We start from the raw sequence: 18,435 nt of genomic DNA on the forward strand, positions 1-18,435 counted from the left end.
TGAATAAGAATATTCAGACGACATATTAAGAACGTAATTTAGTCATAATGGTTAACAAAGTGAATAATCGCTTCAGCTTATAATTCAATTACGGTGCTAAATGTCTGGAAAGTGTAAAGATTTGTTGGATTATATTTGTCAGTTGTGATCACACGCGCAATACCATCCTCGCTAGCCTGACTATACTAGGTTATTAAGTGGACACAGATAATCACATTAAGCAAGCAGTTTCATCGTTCGGCTGGGTGATTATTTATTGGAAACCGAAGTGGAGGTGGTATATGAAACGTAAAACTGCTGCAAGACTGGGTAATGCGCTGATGGGGTTAGGTTTGCTGACCATGGTAGTCGGTGTCGGTTACTCAATCCTGACTGAAGTCACGCAACTCGGTTTACCGCAATTTTTCGCCCATGGAGCGGTAATGAGTATTTTTGTTGGAGCATTGTTGTGGTTAGTGGGTGCTCGTATCGGTGGACGAGAAGAAGTGGCAGACCGCTATTGGTGGGTCAAACACTTCGATAAACGTTGTACTCGTAATCAGCGTCATTCATAACGAGTAGTGACGTTAAGTGATTCACCTATAACAGTTATTAGTTTCTAACGGCTATTCATTATGAAGTGAGGAAAGGTAGCCAATAGATGTTGTCGCCAAAATAAAACCTGTCTTCTCAGTTGTTAAATTGAGCTGATATACAGGAGGGAGAAATGACGGCTCAAAAATCCATTGATTTAGGTAATATTGACCAAGAGTAGAAAACCCGTTGTCGCAACTGCTTCAACGGGTTTTTCTTTATCTGCTTCAGTTCACTTATTGCATCATATCAGCAGGCCACAAATATCCTACGCAATGCCCACAGAGTGGTCCATCACGCAAAAACTGAATGGCTAACTGCGGCTAAAATTCACCGCAGGAATAGTCATAGCCTGATACTGATTAATGCTCAAACATCGCAGAGATCGACTCTTCATTGCTGATACGGCGGATGGCTTCAGCCAGCATGCCAGACAGCGTCAGAGTACGTACATTTTTCAATGCTTTGATTTCTGCTGATAGTGGGATGGTGTCACACACAATCACTTCGTCGATGACAGAGTGTTTGATGTTCTCAACCGCATTACCAGAGAAGATCGGGTGAGTCGCGTAAGCAAACACGCGTTTCGCACCACGTTCTTTCAATGCTTCAGCCGCTTTACACAAAGTGCCACCGGTATCGATCATATCGTCAACTAACACACAGTCGCGACCCGCAACGTCACCAATGATATGCATCACTTGTGAAACGTTTGCGCGTGGACGACGCTTATCGATAATCGCCATATCAGTATCGTTCAGCAGTTTTGCGATGGCTCTGGCGCGGACGACGCCGCCAATGTCTGGTGAGACAACGATTGGGTTTTCCAAATTCTGCTGCAACATATCTTCCAGCAGGATTGGGCTACCAAATACGTTATCAACCGGAACATCAAAGAAGCCTTGAATCTGTTCAGCATGAAGGTCCACTGTCAATACGCGGTCAACCCCAACACTTGAGAGAAAATCGGCAACAACTTTGGCAGTGATCGGCACACGGGCGGAACGCACACGACGATCCTGACGAGCGTAACCGAAGTAAGGAATAACAGCAGTAATTCGTCCTGCGGAGGCGCGACGCAGGGCATCAACCATGACAACCAGTTCCATCAGGTTATCGTTCGTGGGTGCGCAGGTGGACTGGATGATGAAAATATCACCACCGCGTACATTTTCGTTGATTTGCACGCTCACTTCGCCGTCGCTAAAACGACCTACAGCGGCGTCACCAAGACTGGTGTACAAACGGTTGGCAATACGTTGTGCTAGTTCCGGGGTGGCGTTACCAGCAAAAAGCTTCATATCAGGCACGAGAAGAACCTCAGGCATGCGTCCAGAGAAGATATTGTCATATCAGTAATCAGGGGCGATTAATCATACTGATTGCAATATACATACGGGTATTTAAAGCCAAAACACAGTTAAACTATAACCGTCATTTTCAAATCGCGGGGGTGATGACTGCTCTCGCCTGCCGCCTTCCTGCATTTTGAACTGTATTCGGTATAAACAGCATTATGTACCGGCTTTCAATCAAGTGAGACAGGTATTTTCAGAACCCAAGGTCAGTGGGGCCATTACTTCGACCTTCCGTAACGTTGTAAATCGTTATCTGTGCTCACTGCTTTCAATCCCTGCGCGGGCACGGTGCAGTGGTGAAACGTTCACACCACGAGCAACAAAACCGTGCAACCACTCAGGGGCAATACTTAACACCTGCCGGGCGGATGACTCAGTGTCGAATTCAGCAAACACACAAGCACCTGTTCCGGTCAGGCGTGACGGAGCGTATTCTAACAGCCATGAAAGAACCTGTTCAACCTCGCGAAAACGTTTTCTTGCGATCGGTTCGCAATCATTTGCGTAAGGAGCGCTTAAAAGCGCCGCCAGCGGGCGAATGGGCGTGTTTCTTTTTAATTCAGGATCAGAAAAAATAATCGGTGTTGGGATGCTAACGCCTGGATTGGCGACCAAATACCACTTCTCTTCAGGAGTGACCGGCTGCAATTTCTCCCCAACCCCTTCGGCAAAAGCCGCATGTCCGCGAACGAATACCGGTACATCGGCCCCTAATGTTAACCCAAGGGCGGCTAATTTTTCATCAGACAGGCCACATTGCCAGAGCGAATTGAGGGCAACTAACACCGTGGCGGCATTGGACGAACCGCCCCCCAATCCCCCCCCCATGGGCAAAATTTTGTTAATACTGATATCGGCACCCCGTGGTGTATTTGCCGCACAGGGTTGTTTTTGTAGCAAGCGTGCGGCACGAATGATCAGATTATCTTCGTTTGCCACACCCGCGATCGGTGTCAGTAAATGTATCTGGTCATCGTGACGCGGCACAATGGTCAGTTCATCACCGTAATCGAGAAACTGGAACAGCGTCTGCAGTTGATGATATCCATCCGCGCGCTGCCCTGTGATATACATAAACAAATTCAGTTTTGCCGGTGACGGCCACACATGTTGATTGAGGGTAGCCATGTTATTTGACCGTCCAGTTATCCATTTTCAGTTTGATTCGTTGTTCACCTTGGCTCAATTCCATTCGGCTAGGTAATGCTGGCGTGACTTGAGTATTGTATTCTTGATAATCCACTTTCCAGGTGACGCCTGCTTGCGTGTAAGTTAGCTGTTTCAGGCGGTACTTATCATCCAAAGTGAAATCAGTAGTATCTCCAGGTAAGCCCAGAATCCATTGACGTAAGCTATCTAACGGAATCGCCATGCCGGTCAGTTTCTGAATCATTTCTTGCGGGTTATCACTGACGTAACGTTTACCTTGATTGTCAGTCAACTGAGTGACGCCCGGTTGGACAAGCAATTCAAGTTCGGTACTGCCCAATGGATTGGTTAGCAGCAGGCGATAGCGCTCTGGCGCGGTTTGTTGCCAGAAGAAACGGGCATAAACTTTCTGTTTTTCAGAAATATAGGCAAAAGCACCGCGAGTCTGGAATTGGCTTAATTGTTGTAATTGTTGTTCATGCTGACGCCACTGTGGCGACGTAGGGCTAGTTGCAGGGCCACGTGGCGGCGTGGTGCTACAAGCTGCCAGCAGCAAAGTCGCTAAAGGAAGCAGGCGATAAAAACTGATTTTGCGCTGAGGCATGGGTATAAATCCTATCGGTCGCAGGGTTTGCACTGAGGGTACATTTTTATAAAGCAGCTTTATGATAAAGCAAATCCCATGGATGCGTAGTAATAATGGGCTTTATTGCTGCTCACGCTAACGGGCTGAAGCTGGCGCGTCAAGATTTTGCCCTGTTTTGTCATGAGAGTAAGTAACTTTGTTGTACAGCAGATAAGCAATTTCTGATCATAATTTATGATAATACCTAGGATATGACACTGTGACTTTTATTGAACCCGCGCATCAAGTAGAATGCGGTTCAGAAGAGAATCCATACTAACACCAGTATTACTCGAAGCCGTTCCCATGACTCTGCTTGCATTAGGCATTAACCACAAAACTGCGCCTGTATCGTTACGTGAACGAGTGACTTTTTCACCGGAATCGATCGATCAGGCACTTGCTAGCTTGCTCCAACAGCCGTTGGTGCAGGGCGGTGTTGTATTGTCTACGTGTAACCGAACTGAGTTGTATCTCAGCGTCGAACAGCAAGAGAATCTGCACGAACAACTCATTGCTTGGTTGTGTAACTACCATAAGCTCAGTCAGGAAGAAGTCAGGAAAAGCCTGTACTGGCATCATGGCAATGACGCAGTCAGTCATTTGATGCGCGTCGCGAGTGGTCTGGACTCTCTGGTCCTCGGTGAGCCGCAAATTCTAGGGCAGGTGAAAAAAGCGTTCGCTGAGTCTCAGCGGGGTCAATCACTGTCTGGTGAATTAGAACGGTTGTTCCAGAAATCATTTTCGGTAGCCAAACGAGTCCGCACTGAAACAGAAATTGGTGCCAGTGCCGTTTCGGTCGCGTTTGCTGCTTGTACACTGGCGCGGCAGATATTTGAATCACTGTCTGAGCTCAATGTGTTGCTCGTCGGTGCGGGTGAAACTATTGAGCTGGTGGCACGGCATTTACGTGAGCACCAAGTCAAACATATGATTATCGCTAACCGTACTCGCGAACGAGCGCAATCGCTGGCGACCGAAGTGGGGGCGGAAGTCATTACTTTGCCAGAAATCGACGCGCGTTTGGCCGATGCTGACATCATCATTAGCTCAACCGCCAGCCCGTTGCCGATTATTGGTAAAGGGATGGTCGAGCGGGCGCTGAAAAGCCGCCGCAATCAGCCAATGCTGTTTGTGGATATTGCCGTGCCTCGCGATATTGAGCCTGAAGTCGGTAAACTGTCCAACGCCTACTTGTACAGTGTTGATGATTTGCAAACGATCATTCAGCACAACATGGCGCAACGTCAGGCTGCCGCTGTTCAGGCCGAGTCGATTGTCCAACAGGAAAGCATGAATTTTATGACCTGGCTGCGTGCGCAGGGGGCGGTAGAAACGATTCGTGATTACCGTTCTCAGGCCGAACAGATGCGTAGCGAGATGACCGCGAAAGCATTAGCCGCCATTGAGCAGGGGGCGGATGTCGAGCAGGTGGTGAATGAACTAGCCTATAAGCTCACCAACCGCTTGATTCATGCACCCACCAAATCCCTCCAGCAAGCCGCTAGCGATGGCGATATGGAGCGGTTGCAATTATTACGCGACAGCCTTGGGCTGGATCAGCATTAGTTTCCTCTAATTACAGGGTTTAAAACCACGGATGAAGTCTTCTATTGTTGCCAAACTGGAAGCGTTACAAGAGCGCCATGAAGAAGTCCTAGCGCACCTTGGCGATGCCAGCGTTATTGCCGACCAAGACCGTTTCCGCGCGTTATCTCGTGAATATGCGCAATTAACCGACGTCACTCGCTGTTTTAAAGAGTGGCGTAGCGTGCAAGATGATCTCGAAGCGGCAGAAATGATGCTGGAAGATCCTGAAATGCGGGAAATGGCACAGGAAGAGCTGAAAGAAGCCAAAACACGCAGTGAAGAGTTGGAACAACAGTTGCAACTGTTGCTGCTGCCAAAAGACCCTGACGATGAGCGTGATTGCTTCTTGGAAATCCGTGCTGGGACCGGTGGTGATGAGGCGGCTATTTTTGCGGGTGATATGTTCCGTATGTACAGCCGTTATGCTGAATCTCGCCGCTGGAAAGTGGAAATCATGAGTGCCAGCGACGGCGAGCATGGTGGCTATAAAGAAGTGATCGCTAAAATCTCCGGTGACGGTGTTTTTGGGCAGCTAAAATTCGAGTCCGGTGGTCACCGTGTTCAACGTGTGCCAGAAACCGAATCACAGGGGCGTATTCATACTTCCGCGTGTACGGTGGCGGTGATGCCTGCGGTGCCTGAAGCCGAAATGCCTGAAATCAACGCTGGTGACTTGCGTATTGATACTTTCCGCTCCTCTGGTGCGGGTGGTCAGCACGTAAACACCACCGATTCCGCTATCCGTATTACCCACATCCCAACGGGGATTGTGGTGGAATGTCAGGATGAGCGTTCACAGCATAAGAACAAAGCAAAAGCGATGTCGGTATTGGGTGCGCGTATCCGTGCTGCCGAAATGCAAAAACGCCAGCTGGCAGAAGCCTCTGAGCGGCGCAACTTGCTCGGTACCGGCGACCGTTCTGATCGCAATCGTACCTATAACTTCCCACAAGGGCGCGTGACTGATCATCGTATCAATCTGACGCTGTACCGTTTGGATGAAGTGATGGAAGGCAAGTTAGACATGCTGATCCAGCCGATTGTGCAGGAATACCAAGCGGACCAACTCTCTGCATTGTCTGAGCAAGATTAATGGATTACCAGCAGTGGCTGTCGCTTGCGGCAGCCCGTTTTAACCAAAGCGATAGCCCGAAGCGTGATGCGGAAATCTTGTTGAGCTACGTCACAGGGCGGGCGCGGACCTATCTACTGGCTTTCGGTGAAACCCTATTGACCCCCGAAGAGCTAGCCGCGTTAGCACCCCTGCTCGCGCGTCGTGAGCAGGGCGAACCTATAGCTTATCTGGTTGGCGAGCGAGAGTTTTGGTCGCTGCCGTTGAGTGTTTCTTCCGCCACATTGATCCCTCGCCCTGACACAGAATGCCTCGTTGAGCAGGCGCTCGCGCATCTGCCATCCACCCCTTGTCGTATTTTGGATTTAGGCACAGGAACGGGGGCAATTGCGTTGGCTCTGGCTAGCGAACGGCCCGACTGTACAGTTATCGGCGTAGATATTAAAAGTGATGCTGTGGCCTTGGCACGGCACAATGCTGAGAAACTCGCGCTGTTAAACGTTCATTTTCAACAAGGCAGTTGGTTTCAATCTGTGAGCGGTAAATTCACGCTGATTGCCAGTAACCCTCCTTACATTGATGCCAATGACCCTCATCTTAATGAAGGCGATGTTCGCTATGAGCCGCAGAGTGCGCTGGTCGCCTCAGATGAAGGGATGGCCGATTTGGCCGACATCATCCGTCAGGCACCTGCTTATTTGGAGACGGGAGGGTGGTTGATGTTGGAACACGGATGGCAGCAGGCGCAGGCAGTACAAAAACACCTTAAAAATTCGGGTTTTAGTGCTGTAATTACCCATAAAGATTATGGTAATAATGAGCGTGTGACTTTGGGGCAATGGGCTGTTTAATCAAGCATGTTCGCGGTGTACATGAAATTCATGCAGCCATGCAAACGAAGAAAAATATAATAAGGAAGCAAGCGCCATGTGGGTTGACTATATCGCCATGAAGTATTTGCATTTACTGACTGTGGTCATCAGTATTATGCTGTTTGTATTACGTTTCTTCTGGAAATGTCGAGGCTCAGCGATGTTGGACAAACGCTGGGTAAAGATAACGCCGCATATCAACGATACGCTGTTGTTTGTTAGTGGTATCGTTTTAATCTTTATTACCGGATTTTATCCTTTCAGTCCGCAAGGAACATGGCTGACTGAAAAGCTGTTTGGCGTTATTATCTATATCCTGCTTGGCTATGTCGCATTAGGTAAGCGAACCCGCAGCCAGAGTCGTCGCTGGCTTGCATTTATACTCGCATTGGGTTGCCTGTATTTAATTATCAAACTGGCAACAACTAAGTTACCACTGCTGATGGGATATTTATGAGTAGTATTGCTGATTTCGAATTTAACAATGCGTCCCTGTGTGATGGGGTGTTACTGGTGACCCAGGAGATTCGACAAGATTTTCCACTAGCTGATGTCCGCAACCAACTGCAACAGCTAGTCGATGATGCGCGGGCTGCTATGCCTGCCGATCTCAATCAAGATCAGCAATTAGAAGTGCTTATTGATCTGTTTTACCGCCAATGGAAATTTGGTGGTGCAAGTGGTGTTTATCGCCTCTCTGATGCCATTTGGTTGGATAAAGTTCTGCTTAAGCGGCAAGGGACACCCGTGTCGTTAGGCGTCATTTTCCTCTATATTGCCCATCAATTGGATTTACCGTTGATGCCCGTCATCTTCCCCACTCAATTGATTCTTCGTGCCGATTGGCTTGATGAAGAGATGTGGCTGATTAACCCGTTAAATGGTGAAACACTAAACGAGCACATGCTCGAAGTGTGGATCAAAGGTAATTTAGGGTTGAGCGCTGAGCTGGAAGACGAAGATTTAGAGGAAGCAGAAAACACCATTATTGTCCGGAAAATGCTCGATACCCTGAAAGCGGCATTAATGGAAGAGAAACAGATGGAGCTGGCATTGCGTGCTAGCGAGGCGGTATTGGCGTTTGACCCCGATGACCCCTATGAGATCCGTGATCGCGGCTTGATATATGCTCAGTTAGATTGCAATCACATTGCTATTTCTGATTTAAGCTATTTTGTCGAACAGTGCCCCGAAGACCCGATTGCTGAAATGATAAAAATGCAGATCCACTCCATTGAGCAGCAGCGGGTGACATTGCATTGATCGTTTTACTATCAAGGTTGTGTCGCAACAACAAGATAACGATTATCTGTATGGCCAGTGCCTGTAGACATAATTTGCTGTAACTAATCTCGGTTTACCCTTTATAAAGGTATTTGTATGAAACAGAAAGTGGTTAACATTGGTGACATCAAGGTCGCGAACGACTTGCCTTTCGTGCTGTTCGGCGGCATGAATGTGCTTGAATCTCGCGATCTGGCGATGCGTATTTGTGAGCATTACGTCACCGTGACCCAAAAATTGGGCATCCCTTACGTTTTTAAAGCCTCGTTCGACAAAGCCAACCGTTCTTCCATTCATTCTTACCGTGGTCCTGGTTTGGAAGAAGGGATGCGAATTTTCCAAGATTTGAAACAGCAGTTTGGTGTAAAAATCATCACTGACGTGCATGAAGCCAGTCAGGCGCAACCGGTATCCGAAGTGGTTGATGTTATCCAGTTACCCGCATTCTTGGCTCGTCAAACTGATCTCGTTGAAGCCATGGCCCGTACTGGCGCTGTGATCAACGTGAAAAAACCGCAATTCGTTAGCCCTGGTCAAATGGGCAATATCGTCGAGAAGTTCAAAGAAGCGGGTAACGACCAAGTGATTCTTTGCGATCGCGGCAGCAACTTTGGTTACGACAATTTAGTGGTTGATATGTTGGGCATCAACGTGATGGTGCAAGCAACTGGTGGGCATCCGGTTATTTTCGACGTGACCCATGCGCTGCAATGCCGTGATCCGTTCGGTGCCGCATCCGGTGGTCGCCGTGCTCAAGTGGCTGAACTGGCCCGCGCGGGTATGGCGGTGGGCCTGGCAGGACTGTTTATCGAAGCGCATCCAGAACCTAACAGTGCCAAGTGTGACGGCCCATCAGCATTGCCATTGGCGAAACTCGAGCCATTCTTGGTGCAGATGAAAGCCATCGACGATTTGGTGAAGAGTTTCCCTGAGCTGGATACTAGCAAGTAATCCAATTTCATGCGGTATTGCTAGTGGCGTTAGCTATTGCGCTTATCCTGAGCATGAAAAGTAACTTGAGCATGAAAAGTAAAAGGCAGCCTTGTTGGCTGCCTTTTTTAGAACGCTGAAATCTGTGTTTTAAATACAGCGCCGCTATTTTGAATACAGCGCCTCCAAGGCTTCCGGCAGGCTGGTATAAAAACTCAGCTTACCTTCGATAGGCTTAACTCTCGCTCTTGCCAGCGTCTTCAATGGCTGGAAAGGAATATCGGTAATGATGAGTTGCTGATCTTCATTCAGCGCCTCAGTGAAACGCAGAAACGCATTCAAGCCACCGGCATCCAGAACGGGCACGGCATCCCATTGCAGAATGATAGTCTGATAATGCTCACTGCGGCCCAGCAACTCGCTAAATATTCGTTCAGCAGCGGCAAAGAACAATGGCCCGTTAACACGCAATATCAGCGTTTGCGCATTGACCGCCGCGGGTATCTCACTTAACCGCGTCATACGGGCAATGCGCCGCATGAAGAGCAACGAGGCCAAGACAATCCCTACCGTAATGGCAATCACCATGTCGAACAACACCGTTAAACTCATACACAGCAACATCACAATAATGTCGTCTTTAGGCCCACGGCGCAGCAAATCGACAACTTTGTGTGCCTCACTCATGTTCCAAGCCACAATCAACAGTAGCGAGGCCATGGCTGCTAAAGGCAGATAAGACAGCATGGGCGCTAGCACTAACAAAGCCAGCAGCACCAGTAGGGCATGAACAATGGCCGATACTGGCGAGGTCGCACCAGCACGGACGTTTGCAGCAGAGCGGGCAATTGCCGCTGTCGCCGTGATCCCACCGAAGAAAGGCGCGACCATATTCCCTAAACCCTGACCGACTAATTCACTGTTTGAATGATGTTTTTGCCCCGTCATACCATCAAGCACGACGGCGCAGAGAAGTGATTCAATCGCCCCTAGCATCGCCATCGAAAAAGCGGCTGGCAGTAGCGCAGAAAGGGTTGCCCAGTTTAAGACAAAGTCTTGATCATTTGCGGCCGGTAGGTGCCAAGGTAAAACAAACTGCGGCAAGATAGGTGGGATGCCATGCCCTTGAGTGCCATCGGCCAGCAAATAACCAAAACGTGAACCGATAGTGGCGACCTGATGGTCGAATAGCGATAGCACACCCATGACCGCCGTCCCCGCAACCAATGCCGGTAAGTGACCCGGTAACTTTAATTTCAACCGTGGCCAAAGGATCAATACCATTAGTGTGACGGTGGCAATTAACGTATCGCTGAAATTGATGGTAGGTAGGGCTTGTGCCAAAGCACCGACTTTACCGACATAATTTTCGGGTACTTCGCTTAGGTGTAAACCAAAGAAATCTTTCACCTGCATAGTGGCAATGGTAATACCGATCCCTGAAGTAAACCCCAAGGTGACTGATAGCGGGATATATTCTATCAAGCGGCCAAGTCGGCCTAAGCCCATACAAAGCAAGAATAGGCCAGATATTAAGGTTGCGACTAACAACCCAGCCAGCCCGAATTGCTGTGATACCGGATAGAGAATAACGACAAAGGCCGCTGTTGGGCCAGAGACGCTATAACGGGAGCCCCCGCTAACGGCAATAACAATCCCTGCGATAGCAGAAGTATATAAGCCGTACTGCGGCGGGACACCACTGGCAATTGCCAGTGCCATCGCCAATGGGATGGCGATAATGCCGACAGTAACACCGGCAATTATATCTTTGAGAAGTCGTTGAAATGTATAGGTTTCTCGCCAGCAAGCGTCAATTATCGCGCTGAACGGCCTAATGCCGTTAATTCCGTGCGTTTTCATCTAAGGTCTAAACCAAATAAAGAAAAGACAAAATAAATGGCGGGCCAATAAGGGTCCGTCTCGAGTGGTAGATAACTACGATACGCCAAATCGGTGACTGAGATCTAGATGTATATCAATCTGTACCGGAATGGAGATAACTGTCCCTTTTAAAGTGGGTATTAAGTAGACAGTTTCATGGTGGCTGTGTGAATTTCACTTATGGTTAAACAGAAAATGATATTTATCGGGGTTAGCCAGTATTTTTTGGACTAAACATTGGAAATGGAACATTAATCTATCGACGAAACGGGCCGTTATTTGGCAGGAAAACTGTGATTCTAAGTGGCGGTGCGTTTTCCGAAAATATGGATAGATCTCAGAATGAAATTATTCCGCAATAAAGCCTATTCCATGGCTACTATTTAAGTTAGAAACTAGGGTAATAATCACGTTAAATGTTTAGGGATTCCGATGAAAAGCATCAGTCTAAAATATAACTTAACATCAATGGGCAATCGTTCACGCCAACGTTGGTTAAAAACAACCGTGAGAATTCAAAGGACTGACGATACGCCATGAACGAATTAGAATATCTCTCTACATTGTACCGAGATACTTGCGTAACCTATGCAACGCTCTCAATTAGTTATTTTGTTTTAAGTAAAAGCAGTGCCTTCTCCTATCGCGGGGAGGTGTGGAAACGTGTCGTTTTTGGTTTGGTTGCGGGGCTGGTTTCGCTTTATCTCAATCAGGATCAGTGGACTATTTCAGGTTCGTTTTTCTACAGCTTTGAAATGATCCCAATTGTGTTGGTCACGTTTTATGGCGGTTGGTTGAGTGGTTTGACGGCCTTAATTATCAATATTGCCTTTACTGGATGGCTGACATTAGATAATGGCCTAATCACTATCATTTTTGTTTCACTGTTACTCTCAAAAGTTTGGACGAAAAAGAATAATCGTGTCTTTTACACCACCATTATCTTAATCGCTATTTACCGAATGGTGGTCGCAGTTCTCATCGTGCCTGATAAATTACTCTGGACACCGATAGTGGTGTATCAACTGATTTCCGCCCTTTGTTTAGCGATTTGTTATCATGCACTCAATTTTAAAGAGCGCCATATTGACGCTTATTTCACGATGAAGAATCGGGCGAATATCGACAAACTGACTCAACTGAATAATCGGGCAAGTGTGGATTATCGCTTGGCCGCGATCCATAACAGCCGAAAAGCTTGCGGCTTGATGATTCTGGATATTGACCATTTCAAATCTGTGAATGACTCCTACGGACATGAAGGCGGAGACTTATTATTGATGGCAATAGGACAGTTATTAACGGCCAGTGTTCGCGACGAGGATTTCGTGGGGCGTTTTGGTGGCGAGGAATTTATTATCATTACCCACAGCCATGACCCAGACGATATTAAAGGGGTCGCTGAGCGCATTCGCCAACAGGTTGAGAAATTAAGCGTGGAATTATCTGATGGCCGCACAACCTGCGCCACGATATCCATCGGTGCTTCGCTGTATTTACCCGGGATGTCGATGCTAAAAGCCATGAAAATGACTGACGATGCCCTTTATCAGGCAAAAAAACAGGGCAGGAATCAGGTGGTTTACAGCCGATTAATGCCATTCTCGCCGCTGGGAGATCGTATGACTCGAGAAAAGCGTCGCCGCAAATCAGCATGATTTAGGATGTAGCAATATATCGCACCAAATATCGCATCAAAGAAAAAGGCCCTGACTTTCGTCAGAGCCTTTCGCTCAAATATGGCGGTGAGAGAGGGGTTCGAACCCTCGATACACTTACGCGTATACACACTTTCCAGGCGTGCTCCTTCAGCCACTCAGACACCTCACCGTACGTTGCTGCGCTAAGCACTGCAACGGGGCGGTACTATAGGGATACGCGGCTTGATGGTCAAGCAGAATTTATTCGTTGCCATTCATCTGCTTATTCTGCACTCAGATAGGGTGAAACGCAGGCAAATCAAGGGATGTACCGCCAATATCGGATGTCAGAAAGGGAGCCAAAAGAAATAAAAAAACGGCAATCGAACTTCAAATGCAGGGAGATACGCCTGATTTGTGTCAATTGCCGTTTAATTTTGCTGCCGCTATTCAATTTTACTGCATACATTGTAGCGACTTAATATGGCGGTGAGGGAGGGGTTCGAACCCTCGATACGCTTACGCGTATACACACTTTCCAGGCGTGCTCCTTCAGCCACTCAGACACCTCACCGTAGGTTATCAACCACGTTAAACGTGCTCGACCGGCGTAATGTAGGCAAAAGTGTGTTCAGCGTCAACCCTCTTATGTTGCCTTTATTACGGATCAGCTAAAGTTACATCAGTTTGCTGATTTCATCGGCATTTCTTGCGGGTAGCACTTGCATCTGGCCGTTAATCGCGGAAATCTAGCAGGTACTTTCGCAAGGAGCTGGCAAATAATGAATATTATTTTTTATCACCCGTTTTTTGAAGCAAAACAGTGGTTGTCAGGGATTAAGTCCCGCTTACCGACCGCCAATATCAGGCAGTGGCGACGGGGAGATACACAACCCGCGGATTATGCGCTGGTTTGGCAGCCACCACAGGAGATGCTGGCTAAACGCACTGAGCTGAAAGGAGTTTTCGCACTGGGAGCCGGTGTTGACGCCATTTTAGATCAAGAACGCCGCCATCCTGGGACATTGCCTGCGGGCGTGCCGTTAGTTCGGTTGGAAGATACGGGGATGTCCTTGCAGATGCAGGAGTATGTTGTTTCCAGCGTCTTACGCTATTTTCGCCGAATGGATGAGTATCATCTGTTACAGCAACAGAAAATCTGGCAGCCCTTGGAACCACATCAGCACGACAAATTCATCGTTGGGATACTGGGCGCGGGAGTCTTAGGCAAAAGCGTGGCGCACAAGCTCGCCGAGTTTGGTTTCACGGTACGCTGCTGGAGCCGCACGCCAAAACAGATAGATGGCGTGGCCAGTTTTGCCGGCAAAGAAAAGTTACCTGCTTTCCTTCAAGGGACGCAACTATTGATTAATTTGCTCCCGAATACCCCTGAAACTGTCGGTATTTTGAATCACTCGCTCTTTTCACAACTGAATGCCAATGCCTATATCATCAATATTGCTCGCGGAGCACATTTGCTTGAGCGTGACTTATTAGCCGCCATGAATGCAGGGAAAATTGCTGCGGCGACCTTGGATGTGTTTGCTGAGGAACCCTTGCCTTCCATGCACCCTTTCTGGAGCCACCCACGTATCACTATCACACCACACATTGCCGCCGTCACTCTGCCTGAGGCCGCAATGGATCAAGTCGTGGCCAATATCCGAGCCATCGAAGCGGGTAGGGAGCCGGTTGGGTTGGTTGATGTCGCGCGGGGCTACTAATTGAGTGTGAAATGATTGATTTAGCACGCTATGGCGATTTCTGAGGTTTGTAGGGCGGGGACAGGTATTTCTCAAGCAAGGTTTTTAGCACTGTTGATGAGAAGAATTCCTGCTATCATTAGCGGGCTATATTTTGCCTGCAATTAAATGTTCCCCGCGTTAAAAGACTTTGTGGAGTAGTCATGTATCCTGTTGATTTACATATGCATACCATTGCTAGCACCCATGCTTACAGTACGTTGCACGATTACATCGCCGAGGCTAAGCTCAAAAACATCAAGCTGTTCGCCATCACCGACCATGGCCCTGACATGGCGGATGCGCCACATTACTGGCATTTTATGAATATGCGAGTTTGGCCGCGCTTGGTCGATGGGGTGGGTATTTTACGCGGTATCGAGGCTAATATTAAGAATTTGGATGGTGACATCGATTGTACTGGCCCGATGCTTGATGCCATTGACCTGCTGATTGCGGGCTTCCATGAGCCTGTTTTCCCGCCACAAGATAAGGCCGCCAATACTCAAGCGATGATTGCCACGATGGCGCAAGGCAATGTGCATATTATTAGCCACCCAGGTAATCCTAAATACCCGGTTGATATTCCCGCCATCGCAGCAGCAGCGGCTAAATACAATGTAGCCTTAGAGCTGAATAACTCTTCATTTAGCCATTCACGCAAAGGCAGTGAGCCGAATTGCCGTGCGATCGCTGAAGCTGTGCGTGATGCTGGTGGCTGGTTGGCCTTAGGTTCCGACTCTCATATCGCTTATTCATTGGGTATTTTCGAGCATTGCGAACGCATTATTGCGGATGTGAATTTCCCAGAAGCGCGTATTTTAAATGTCAGCCCGCGCCGTTTGCTGAATTTTCTTGAGCAACGAGGCCGTCCCGCCATCCCTGAATTAGCCGATTTATAATATTTTAGTGACGTTGTCACTGCTGATTTTCAAGCTTGATAAAAAACAGGAAGATGTAAATGAATGATTTCTCTCTGGTATGCCGGATCCTTGGGTCGCTCTTCTATCGCCAGCCACAAGACCCGCTACTGGAACCGCTGTTTACGCTGATCAGTCAGGGCAAATTGGAACAACATTGGCCGCTGGAACAAGGTGAGCTACTGGCCCGTTTGCAGCAAGAATATCAACCTGATGTGCTGGCAGCAGACTATCAGGCAATGTTCGTGGGTGATGACCGCAGTGTCTCGCCTTATGGTTCTGATTATGATGATGCGCGCCCAGAAGCCGATGTCAGAGCCTTTTTGCAACAACGCGGTATGCCATTAGGTGATGCCCCGACAGACCATTTTGGCGGGCTATTATTAGCGGCATCTTGGTTGGAAGATCAGGCAGCGGAAGATGAAGTTGCCGCACAGACTGAACTATTTGATGAGTTTCTACTACCATGGTGTGGCCGTTTTCTTGGCAAAGTAGAAGCGCATGCGACCACGGGCTTTTATCGCACATTGGCGCAGTTGAGCCGTGAGGCGTTGCAGGCCTTGTGGGATGAGTTATCAGAAATGGGCAGTTCGGAAGAGTAATATGGCCTCCGTTATTGGCGCTACCGCTATTCTGGCGATGATTCCTCACCAGAATAGCGGCTCAACGGAATTTGCTCACACATTGTCAGGCCAATAACGTTGAGTTGATAGGCTTGAACAGGGTTGGTTAATCAGTCAGTGGGATGACTAATTGGCCTGGTTTCACTTCTAACCCTTTCGCCAATTTCTTCGCCATTGCTTCTGCTTTACTCTTATCGCCATCTAATACATAAGCAGGTTGCTGATCAAAGTATGACTTCAGTGACTGATTCAAATAAGGCGTGAGCATCTTCATCACAGAGTCCATCTTCTCCGGTTTAACGGTGTAATCCGTTAACTCCATATCTTTGAGGAAGATAGCGCCTTTTTCACGATCAAACGTCGGCTGCGCTTTTAATGTCAGCGTCAAATCGGCACTTTGTGGACCGAGGATAGACGTGATATCCACTTTGGCATTACCCGTTAATGTGACTTTGCCTGGTTCCGCACGGCCAATCTGGCTCTGCAACTGCGTGAGGGTGATATGGGCGTCAGCCAGACCCGGAATGCCAATCTGTTTCTCGTAGTTATTATGCTTTTGCAGGTAGTCATTCACTTCCTGCTCAGTTAGGGTGTATTGCGTCAGTTGGTTGCAGCCGACCAGTGTTGCAGTTGCCAGCAGCGCCGCCGCGCCCCACATTATTTTCTTCATCAAAGCCTCATAGCAATATGCACAATCACATCATAAAAAACGAATTTTCCCGATAATAACCGGTTCATCTATCGCTTTGTATTCATAATTGACGTTTTGTTTGGGCGCGAAGGTGCAACCCGAATGTGAAATTGCCGCGATAGTGCGGCAATGTTGGCCTATTGCCAATCAGATAACCCTGAATAAGTTTTCACGTGGTTCATTGGCCGCTCAACATCGCGGATTCAATCCGGCGTTGATTAAATTGCCAGTACAATCCGAATAAGGTCACTAAACCAATCACGCCCAACATGAACCACGGCAATTCCGGCATTTCAAGCGTTCGACCGGTATCGTACATCCAGCCACCACCGGTATAACCTAATGCCCCTCCCAGCGCCAATCCAAGACGGCTAAAGCCCATATAGCTGCCGCGAGCGCGTGAGTCGGCCAGTGATGCCCCCAGCGTTTCACGGGCCGGTTCGGCAATAATCGAGCCGATATAGAAGAAGCAAATAAACATAAAGAGTGTTTGTAGATGGCTAATCAGGCCGATCGGGAACAAGCTCAGTGTCATGATCAGCAATCCAGCCATTAAACGCTGCTCGAGGCTAAAACGTTTTTCGCTCCAGCGGGCAATGGGGTAGAGCAATGTTAAGGAAAGCGCAGCCTCAATGGCATACATCCATTTTACTGCGGCGGGTGAGCCGGCAACTTCATTGACCATGATTGGCAGCATGAGCATCACTTGTACTGCGAGCATGTAATAGCCGGTTAGTGTCAGCACATAGGTGACGAAGCGACGATCACGCAGTACCCGCATCAGCCCTTCTTTCATGGGGGCACGTACGGTAGAGATACGATAAGCTGGTAGCAACCACAAATTCCAGCCTGCGGCTAGGACGAAGATTGCCGCACCGGTCCAGCAAACAAAATGGAAATCGTATTGCAGCAACCAACTCCCGATCAGTGCGCCAATAACAGCGCCAGCACTGTCTTGCATCATCAGTAGCGAGTAAAAACGGCCGCGTTCATGAGGGCGAGTGAGCTTAATCACCAATGCGGTACGGGGTGGGTCGAATAAGGTGCCACCTAAACCGGATAAAGCACAGGCGAGCCAGAGTATCCAAGGTTCATCGGCCATGGCCATTAGCGCAAAGCCTGCCGCGCGCATTAGCATGCCAGTCACAATCATGGGCTTCGCGCCAAAACGGTCAGCGATGGCTCCACCGAAAATACCGAGTCCTTGCTGGACCAGTTGCCTTAAACCCAAGGCAAGACCCACGATCAATGCTGCCCAACCCATTTGATCGACAAATCGGATAGAAATGAGTGGGAATACAACGAAGAAGCCCAACACCACTAATAAGTTATCAAGCAATAAAAAATACTTACCCAAGCTCCGAGCTTGCGATACCAAGGCCATGCTTCACCGTCAGAAATTATCTAAGGAGGGAATAGAAACTACGCATATGATTTGTAGCGAATACAGTTTGTACCCAAATCATCAGAAACGATAGGGGT

General features: G+C 48.3%; 17 protein-coding genes and 2 tRNA genes. 11 read left to right on the forward strand and 8 right to left on the reverse strand.

Annotated features, from left to right (window positions below; genetic code table 11):
- Positions 1-281 precede the first annotated feature (281 nt).
- The gene (gene ychH, locus BN68_RS03630) at positions 282-554 is read left to right on the forward strand and encodes a stress-induced protein YchH (RefSeq protein ID WP_019209792.1); all 273 of its coding nucleotides are present in this window, start codon (positions 282-284) and stop codon (positions 552-554) included.
- Between the two features lie 381 nt (positions 555-935).
- Here the strand turns inward: ychH and prs are convergent, their stop codons facing one another.
- The 3 genes from prs to lolB form a co-directional block, all read right to left on the reverse strand.
- Complete coding sequence (prs, locus tag BN68_RS03635) at positions 936-1,883, reverse strand: ribose-phosphate diphosphokinase (protein ID WP_004390739.1); 948 nt, start codon at positions 1,881-1,883, stop codon at positions 936-938.
- A gap of 297 nt (positions 1,884-2,180) precedes the next feature.
- Positions 2,181-3,059, reverse strand: coding sequence for a 4-(cytidine 5'-diphospho)-2-C-methyl-D-erythritol kinase (gene ispE, locus BN68_RS03640; RefSeq protein ID WP_019209793.1), 879 nt, complete (start codon positions 3,057-3,059; stop codon positions 2,181-2,183).
- 1 nt (position 3,060) lies between these two features.
- The gene (gene lolB, locus BN68_RS03645) at positions 3,061-3,684 is read right to left on the reverse strand and encodes a lipoprotein insertase outer membrane protein LolB (RefSeq protein ID WP_019209794.1); all 624 of its coding nucleotides are present in this window, start codon (positions 3,682-3,684) and stop codon (positions 3,061-3,063) included.
- A 327-nt stretch (positions 3,685-4,011) separates the two neighbouring features.
- Here lolB and hemA point away from each other — a divergent pair, with 327 nt between their 5' ends.
- The 6 genes from hemA (at position 4,012) to kdsA (ending at position 9,474) form a co-directional block, all read left to right on the forward strand.
- Positions 4,012-5,274 carry a glutamyl-tRNA reductase gene (hemA, locus tag BN68_RS03650; RefSeq protein WP_019209795.1) on the forward strand — a complete coding sequence of 421 codons (1,263 nt, stop codon included), beginning with the start codon at positions 4,012-4,014 and terminating at the stop codon, positions 5,272-5,274.
- A 31-nt stretch (positions 5,275-5,305) separates the two neighbouring features.
- On the forward strand, positions 5,306-6,388 hold the full coding sequence (prfA, locus tag BN68_RS03655) for a peptide chain release factor 1 (RefSeq protein ID WP_019209796.1): 1,083 nt from the start codon (positions 5,306-5,308) through the stop codon (positions 6,386-6,388).
- Positions 6,388-7,218 carry a peptide chain release factor N(5)-glutamine methyltransferase gene (prmC, locus tag BN68_RS03660; RefSeq protein ID WP_019209797.1) on the forward strand — a complete coding sequence of 277 codons (831 nt, stop codon included), beginning with the start codon at positions 6,388-6,390 and terminating at the stop codon, positions 7,216-7,218. Before prfA ends, prmC begins: the two co-directional genes overlap by 1 nt.
- A gap of 76 nt (positions 7,219-7,294) precedes the next feature.
- Positions 7,295-7,696 (forward strand): SirB2 family protein, encoded by a 402-nt coding sequence (locus BN68_RS03665; protein WP_019209798.1) that lies wholly within the window; start codon positions 7,295-7,297, stop codon positions 7,694-7,696.
- Complete coding sequence (gene sirB1 / locus BN68_RS03670) at positions 7,693-8,502, forward strand: invasion regulator SirB1 (RefSeq protein ID WP_019209799.1); 810 nt, start codon at positions 7,693-7,695, stop codon at positions 8,500-8,502. Before BN68_RS03665 ends, sirB1 begins: the two co-directional genes overlap by 4 nt.
- A 117-nt stretch (positions 8,503-8,619) precedes the next feature.
- The gene (kdsA, locus tag BN68_RS03675; RefSeq protein ID WP_019209800.1) at positions 8,620-9,474 is read left to right on the forward strand and encodes a 3-deoxy-8-phosphooctulonate synthase; all 855 of its coding nucleotides are present in this window, start codon (positions 8,620-8,622) and stop codon (positions 9,472-9,474) included.
- Between the two features lie 144 nt (positions 9,475-9,618).
- Here the strand turns inward: kdsA and dauA are convergent, their stop codons facing one another.
- Entirely contained in the window at positions 9,619-11,316 is a 1,698-nt protein-coding gene (gene dauA / locus BN68_RS03680) for a C4-dicarboxylic acid transporter DauA (protein ID WP_019209801.1), read from the reverse strand.
- 557 nt (positions 11,317-11,873) lie between these two features.
- Between dauA and BN68_RS03685 the strand changes: the two genes are divergently transcribed.
- Positions 11,874-12,995 (forward strand): GGDEF domain-containing protein, encoded by a 1,122-nt coding sequence (locus BN68_RS03685; RefSeq protein ID WP_019209802.1) that lies wholly within the window; start codon positions 11,874-11,876, stop codon positions 12,993-12,995.
- A gap of 82 nt (positions 12,996-13,077) precedes the next feature.
- Here the strand turns inward: BN68_RS03685 and BN68_RS03690 are convergent.
- Positions 13,078-13,167: transfer RNA gene (locus BN68_RS03690), tRNA-Ser, on the reverse strand.
- A gap of 294 nt (positions 13,168-13,461) precedes the next feature.
- A tRNA-Ser gene (locus BN68_RS03695) sits at positions 13,462-13,551 on the reverse strand.
- A 208-nt stretch (positions 13,552-13,759) separates the two neighbouring features.
- Between BN68_RS03695 and ghrA the strand changes: the two genes are divergently transcribed.
- From ghrA to BN68_RS03710, 3 genes are all read left to right on the forward strand, one after another.
- Positions 13,760-14,701, forward strand: coding sequence for a glyoxylate/hydroxypyruvate reductase GhrA (ghrA, locus tag BN68_RS03700; RefSeq protein WP_019209803.1), 942 nt, complete (start codon positions 13,760-13,762; stop codon positions 14,699-14,701).
- A gap of 182 nt (positions 14,702-14,883) precedes the next feature.
- On the forward strand, positions 14,884-15,621 hold the full coding sequence (locus BN68_RS03705) for a phosphatase (protein ID WP_019209804.1): 738 nt from the start codon (positions 14,884-14,886) through the stop codon (positions 15,619-15,621).
- Positions 15,622-15,680: 59 nt separating this feature from the next.
- Positions 15,681-16,241: a TorD/DmsD family molecular chaperone gene (locus tag BN68_RS03710; protein WP_019209805.1), complete on the forward strand. Its 561-nt coding sequence runs from the start codon at positions 15,681-15,683 to the stop codon at positions 16,239-16,241.
- 127 nt (positions 16,242-16,368) lie between these two features.
- Here the strand turns inward: BN68_RS03710 and BN68_RS03715 are convergent, their stop codons facing one another.
- Together BN68_RS03715 and mdtH are read right to left on the reverse strand one after the other, a co-directional pair.
- The gene (locus BN68_RS03715; RefSeq protein WP_042806389.1) at positions 16,369-16,932 is read right to left on the reverse strand and encodes a lipoprotein; all 564 of its coding nucleotides are present in this window, start codon (positions 16,930-16,932) and stop codon (positions 16,369-16,371) included.
- Positions 16,933-17,131: 199 nt separating this feature from the next.
- Positions 17,132-18,337, reverse strand: a complete 1,206-nt coding sequence (gene mdtH, locus BN68_RS03720) for a multidrug efflux MFS transporter MdtH (protein WP_019209808.1) — start codon at positions 18,335-18,337, stop codon at positions 17,132-17,134.
- Positions 18,338-18,435: the final 98 nt, after the last annotated feature.

This window comes from Yersinia massiliensis CCUG 53443, assembly GCF_000312485.1.
Lineage (GTDB): Bacteria > Pseudomonadota > Gammaproteobacteria > Enterobacterales > Enterobacteriaceae > Yersinia > Yersinia massiliensis.

Excerpts from the sequence above, each read along its gene's own strand:
- ychH (WP_019209792.1), top strand. The coding sequence starts at position 282 with ATGAAACGTAAAACTGCTGCAAGACTGGGTAATGCGCTGATGGGGTTA.
- ispE (WP_019209793.1), bottom strand. The coding sequence starts at position 3,059 with ATGGCTACCCTCAATCAACATGTGTGGCCGTCACCGGCAAAACTGAAT.
- lolB (WP_019209794.1), bottom strand. The coding sequence starts at position 3,684 with ATGCCTCAGCGCAAAATCAGTTTTTATCGCCTGCTTCCTTTAGCGACT.
- hemA (WP_019209795.1), top strand. The coding sequence starts at position 4,012 with ATGACTCTGCTTGCATTAGGCATTAACCACAAAACTGCGCCTGTATCG.
- prfA (WP_019209796.1), top strand. The coding sequence starts at position 5,306 with ATGAAGTCTTCTATTGTTGCCAAACTGGAAGCGTTACAAGAGCGCCAT.
- prmC (WP_019209797.1), top strand. The coding sequence starts at position 6,388 with ATGGATTACCAGCAGTGGCTGTCGCTTGCGGCAGCCCGTTTTAACCAA.
- BN68_RS03665 (WP_019209798.1), top strand. The coding sequence starts at position 7,295 with ATGTGGGTTGACTATATCGCCATGAAGTATTTGCATTTACTGACTGTG.
- sirB1 (WP_019209799.1), top strand. The coding sequence starts at position 7,693 with ATGAGTAGTATTGCTGATTTCGAATTTAACAATGCGTCCCTGTGTGAT.
- kdsA (WP_019209800.1), top strand. The coding sequence starts at position 8,620 with ATGAAACAGAAAGTGGTTAACATTGGTGACATCAAGGTCGCGAACGAC.
- dauA (WP_019209801.1), bottom strand. The coding sequence starts at position 11,316 with ATGAAAACGCACGGAATTAACGGCATTAGGCCGTTCAGCGCGATAATT.
- BN68_RS03685 (WP_019209802.1), top strand. The coding sequence starts at position 11,874 with ATGAACGAATTAGAATATCTCTCTACATTGTACCGAGATACTTGCGTA.
- ghrA (WP_019209803.1), top strand. The coding sequence starts at position 13,760 with ATGAATATTATTTTTTATCACCCGTTTTTTGAAGCAAAACAGTGGTTG.
- BN68_RS03705 (WP_019209804.1), top strand. The coding sequence starts at position 14,884 with ATGTATCCTGTTGATTTACATATGCATACCATTGCTAGCACCCATGCT.
- BN68_RS03710 (WP_019209805.1), top strand. The coding sequence starts at position 15,681 with ATGAATGATTTCTCTCTGGTATGCCGGATCCTTGGGTCGCTCTTCTAT.
- BN68_RS03715 (WP_042806389.1), bottom strand. The coding sequence starts at position 16,932 with ATGAAGAAAATAATGTGGGGCGCGGCGGCGCTGCTGGCAACTGCAACA.
- mdtH (WP_019209808.1), bottom strand. The coding sequence starts at position 18,337 with ATGGCCTTGGTATCGCAAGCTCGGAGCTTGGGTAAGTATTTTTTATTG.